The sequence below is a fragment of the Azonexus hydrophilus genome (assembly GCF_905120355.1).
Taxonomy (GTDB): domain Bacteria; phylum Pseudomonadota; class Gammaproteobacteria; order Burkholderiales; family Rhodocyclaceae; genus Azonexus.
In genome coordinates this window covers 1-5,363 of sequence record NZ_CAJHOB010000031.1, presented here as the reverse complement: position 1 = coordinate 5,363, position 5,363 = coordinate 1, and the positions used below count along the sequence as shown (strand labels likewise).

Sequence of the window (5,363 nt, the reverse complement as noted above, 5' to 3'; positions counted from 1 at the left end):
TGTGTTGCCTGGCGGTGACCTACTTTCGCGAGCGAGATGCTCACTATCATTGGCGCGTTGCTGTTTCACGGTCCTGTTCGGGAAGGGAAGGGGTGGGTCCAGCAGGCTATTGCCGCCAAGCGAAGCTTGGAGCTTGCGCGGTTTTCGTTTTGAGGCGAATTGCGCTAGCGTTGAATTGGTAGAAGGTTGTTTTGTGATTGGTTATTGGTTTTGTGTGATCCAAGGTTATAGGATCAAGCCGCACGGGCAATTAGTACAGGTTAGCTTAGCGCATTGCTGCGTTTCCACACCCTGCCTATCAACGTCGTGGTCTTCGACGACCCTTAAGGGGGCTTGGAGCCCCGGGGAAATCTAATCTTGAGGTAAGTTTCCCGCTTAGATGCTTTCAGCGGTTATCTTGTCCATTCTTAGCTACCCGGCGATACGACTGGCGTCATAACCGGTACACCAGGGGAATGTCCACTCCGGTCCTCTCGTACTAGGAGCAGGTCCTCTCAAATTTCCAGCGCCCACGGCAGATAGGGACAAAACTGTCTCACGACGTTTTAAACCCAGCTCACGTACCACTTTAAATGGCGAACAGCCATACCCTTGGGACCGGCTACAGCCCCAGGATGTGATGAGCCGACATCGAGGTGCCAAACACCGCCGTCGATATGAACTCTTGGGCGGTATCAGCCTGTTATCCCCAGAGTACCTTTTATCCGTTGAGCGATGGCCCTTCCATACAGAACCACCGGATCACTATGACCTGCTTTCGCACCTGCTCGACTTGTGGGTCTCGCAGTCAAGCACGCTTTTGCCATTGCACTTTATGGGCGATGTCCGACCGCCCTAAGCGTACCTTCGTACTCCTCCGTTACCTTTTGGGAGGAGACCGCCCCAGTCAAACTGCCTACCATGCACGGTCCCTGACCAGGATTCACTGGTCGAGGTTAGAACCTCAAACAAATCAGGGTGGTATTTCAAGGTTGGCTCCGCCGAAACTAGCGTTCCGGTTTCATAGCCTCCCACCTATCCTACACAGACCGGTTCAAAGTCCAATGCAAAGCTACAGTAAAGGTTCATGGGGTCTTTCCGTCTTGCCGCGGGGAGATTGCATCTTCACAACCATTTCAACTTCGCTGAGTCTCAGGAGGAGACAGTGTGGCCATCGTTACGCCATTCGTGCAGGTCGGAACTTACCCGACAAGGAATTTCGCTACCTTAGGACCGTTATAGTTACGGCCGCCGTTTACTGGGACTTCAGTCAAGGGCTTGCACCCCATCATTTAATCTTCCAGCACCGGGCAGGCGTCACACCCTATACGTCCACTTTCGTGTTTGCAGAGTGCTGTGTTTTTATTAAACAGTCGCAGCCACCATTTCACTGCAACCCCTTACTGCTTCCGCCGCGAGGGCGTTCACATTATTGGGGCACACCTTCTCCCGAAGTTACGGTGTCAATTTGCCGAGTTCCTTCTCCTGAGTTCTCTCAAGCGCCTTAGAATTTTCATCCTGCCCACCTGTGTCGGTTTGCGGTACGGTCGAATCTAGACTGAAGCTTAGTGGCTTTTCCTGGAAGCTGGGTATCAATCACTTCGGCACCGTAGTGCCTCGTCGTCACGCCTCAGCTAAGCCCCCCGGATTTGCCTAAGGGGCACGCCTACACGCTTAAACCACCTATTCCAACAGATGGCTGACCTAACCTTCTCCGTCCCCACATCGCATCTAGAATCGGTACAGGAATATTGACCTGTTTCCCATCGACTACGCATTTCTGCCTCGCCTTAGGGGCCGACTCACCCTACGCCGATGAACGTTGCGTAGGAAACCTTGGGCTTTCGGCGAGGGAGCTTTTCACTCCCTTTATCGCTACTCATGTCAGCATTCGCACTTCTGATATCTCCAGCATCCTTTACAAGACACCTTCACAGACCTACAGAACGCTCCCCTACCATATCCTTACGGATATCCGCAGCTTCGGTGCATGGTTTGAGCCCCGTTACATCTTCCGCGCAGGACGACTCGACTAGTGAGCTATTACGCTTTCTTTAAAGGATGGCTGCTTCTAAGCCAACCTCCTAGCTGTCTATGCCTTCCCACTTCGTTTCCCACTTAACCATGTCTTTGGGACCTTAGCTGGCGGTCTGGGTTGTTTCCCTCTTGACAATGGACGTTAGCACCCACTGTCTGTCTGCCTTGCTCGCACTTGACGGTATTCAGAGTTTGCCATGGTTTGGTAAGTCGCGATGACCCCCTAGCCATAACAGTGCTTTACCCCCGTCAGTGATACAAGACGCACTACCTAAATAGTTTTCGGGGAGAACCAGCTATTTCCGGATTTGTTTAGCCTTTCACCCCTATCCACAGCTCATCCCCTGACTTTTCAACGTCAGTGGGTTCGGACCTCCATTGCGTGTTACCGCAACTTCATCCTGGCCATGGATAGATCATCCGGTTTCGGGTCTACGCCATGCTACTTAACGCCCTTATCAGACTCGCTTTCGCTGCGCCTCCCCTATTCGGTTAAGCTCGCAACATAACGTAAGTCGCTGACCCATTATACAAAAGGTACGCAGTCACCCCACAAGGAGGCTCCCACTGTTTGTATGCATACGGTTTCAGGTTCTATTTCACTCCCCTCCCGGGGTTCTTTTCGCCTTTCCCTCACGGTACTGGTTCACTATCGGTCGATCACGAGTATTTAGCCTTGGAGGATGGTCCCCCCATGTTCAGACAGGGTTTCTCGTGCCCCGCCCTACTTTTCTCGAGCTTAGTACCACAGATTGGTTTTCGCGTACGGGGCTATCACCCACTATGGCCGGACTTTCCATTCCGTTCTGCTAACCAGACTGCTATCACTTTCAGGCTCATCCCCATTCGCTCGCCACTACTAGGGGAATCTCGGTTGATTTCTTTTCCTCCGGCTACTTAGATGTTTCAGTTCGCCGGGTTCGCCTCCGTATCCTATGTATTCAGATACGGATACCTCAAAGAGGTGGGTTTCCCCATTCGGACATCTCCGGATCAAAGCTTTATTGCCAGCTCCCCGAAGCTTTTCGCAGGCTTACACGTCCTTCATCGCCTGTGATCGCCAAGGCATCCACCATATGCACTTAGTCGCTTGATCCTATAACCTTGTGCTCTATTGCTAGAGCAGTCACAGGAAACTCAATAACTTTGTGCTGTCTTTGCATAGCATGCAAAGAACAGATGCAATCACAATGTGTTGCTTCCAAAAGGAAACAACACAACCTTCTTCCAATTTTTTAAAGAACAGTAGCTTTTTTACAAAAGCCAGTACTAAACACTGCTTAGTACTGGGTTCTGTGGTGGAGGATGACGGGATCGAACCGACGACCCCCTGCTTGCAAAGCAGGTGCTCTCCCAGCTGAGCTAATCCCCCGTAAAGCACCCATTACCGCGTTGCTCAATCAGTGGCATAGCACCGCTATACAACTTTTTTGCGCCGCGTACTGCATGCTTTCTTGATGACGTTGGTGGGTCTGGTTGGAATCGAACCAACGACCCCCGCCTTATCAAGACGGTGCTCTAACCGACTGAGCTACAGACCCTCGTCTGTGGGCTACTTCTATGAACAACCGATAGGTTGTGGGTGCCAGGATGCTTTCTCTAGAAAGGAGGTGATCCAGCCGCAGGTTCCCCTACGGCTACCTTGTTACGACTTCACCCCAGTCATGAACCCTGCCGTGGTAAGCGCCCTCCTTGCGGTTAAGCTACCTACTTCTGGCAGAACCCACTCCCATGGTGTGACGGGCGGTGTGTACAAGACCCGGGAACGTATTCACCGCAGCATGCTGATCTGCGATTACTAGCGATTCCGACTTCACGCAGGCGAGTTGCAGCCTACGATCCGGACTACGATCGGCTTTCTGGGATTGGCTCCACCTCGCGGCTTGGCAACCCTCTGTACCGACCATTGTATGACGTGTGAAGCCCTACCCATAAGGGCCATGAGGACTTGACGTCATCCCCACCTTCCTCCGGTTTGTCACCGGCAGTCTCGTTAAAGTGCCCAACTAAATGATGGCAATTAACGACAAGGGTTGCGCTCGTTGCGGGACTTAACCCAACATCTCACGACACGAGCTGACGACAGCCATGCAGCACCTGTGTTCAGATTCCTTGCGGCACTCCCTAATCTCTCAGGGATTTCTGACATGTCAAGGGTAGGTAAGGTTTTTCGCGTTGCATCGAATTAATCCACATCATCCACCGCTTGTGCGGGTCCCCGTCAATTCCTTTGAGTTTTAGCCTTGCGGCCGTACTCCCCAGGCGGTCAACTTCACGCGTTAGCTACGTTACTAAAAGGTTTTACCCTCCCAACAACTAGTTGACATCGTTTAGGGCGTGGACTACCAGGGTATCTAATCCTGTTTGCTACCCACGCTTTCGTGCATGAGCGTCAGTATCGGCCCAGGGGGCTGCCTTCGCCATCGGTGTTCCTCCACATCTCTACGCATTTCACTGCTACACGTGGAATTCCACCCCCCTCTGCCGTACTCTAGCTGACCAGTCACAAGCGCAGTTCCCAGGTTAAGCCCGGGGATTTCACGCCTGTCTTAATCAACCGCCTGCGCACGCTTTACGCCCAGTAATTCCGATTAACGCTCGCACCCTACGTATTACCGCGGCTGCTGGCACGTAGTTAGCCGGTGCTTCTTATGACGGTACCGTCATCCGCACAGGGTATTAGCCTGCGCGATTTCTTTCCGTCCGAAAGAGCTTTACAACCCGAAGGCCTTCTTCACTCACGCGGCATGGCTGGATCAGGCTTGCGCCCATTGTCCAAAATTCCCCACTGCTGCCTCCCGTAGGAGTCTGGGCCGTGTCTCAGTCCCAGTGTGGCGGATCATCCTCTCAGACCCGCTACAGATCGCAGGCTTGGTAGGCCGTTACCCCACCAACTACCTAATCTGACATCGGCCGCTCCGGTAGCACAAGGCCCGAAGGTCCCCTGCTTTCCTGCGCACAGTATATGCGGTATTAGCCACCCTTTCGGGTAGTTATCCCCCACTACCGGGTACGTTCCGATGCATTACTCACCCGTTCGCCACTCGCCACCAGACCGAAGTCCGTGCTGCCGTTCGACTTGCATGTGTAAGGCATGCCGCCAGCGTTCAATCTGAGCCAGGATCAAACTCTTCAGTTCAATCCAACAAACTCGCAAATTCACTGACGGTAGATTTCTCTACCTATTACCAGTGTAAATGCCTTAATACATTGTGTAGCCGAAGCTACTGCACCAAGACACCCACACCTATCGGTTGTCCAAACTGTTAAAGAACATCACCCTTCGCAGAGCGGCTTCCAACGAAGCAAAGAAGCGAGATTATGAAACACTAACTAGCTTCTGTCAA

The 5,363-nt window shown here is 52.5% G+C and carries 2 tRNA genes and 3 rRNA genes; all 5 read right to left on the bottom strand.

What is annotated here, in order from left to right:
- Nucleotides 1-6 precede the first annotated feature (6 nt).
- The 5 genes from rrf to JYJ39_RS13670 all read right to left on the bottom strand — a co-directional run bounded on the left by rrf (nt 7) and on the right by JYJ39_RS13670 (nt 5,155).
- Nucleotides 7-120: ribosomal RNA gene (gene rrf / locus JYJ39_RS13690) — 5S ribosomal RNA — on the bottom strand.
- 109 nt (nt 121-229) lie between these two features.
- Nucleotides 230-3,112 (bottom strand): 23S ribosomal RNA (locus JYJ39_RS13685).
- A 200-nt stretch (nt 3,113-3,312) separates the two neighbouring features.
- Nucleotides 3,313-3,388, bottom strand: a tRNA-Ala gene (locus JYJ39_RS13680).
- 92 nt (nt 3,389-3,480) lie between these two features.
- A tRNA-Ile gene (locus JYJ39_RS13675) sits at nt 3,481-3,557 on the bottom strand.
- Between the two features lie 62 nt (nt 3,558-3,619).
- A 16S ribosomal RNA gene (locus JYJ39_RS13670) occupies nt 3,620-5,155 on the bottom strand.
- Together the 16S, 23S and 5S rRNA genes with 2 tRNA genes alongside form the textbook arrangement of a ribosomal RNA operon.
- Between the last annotated feature and the right edge of the window lie 208 nt (nt 5,156-5,363).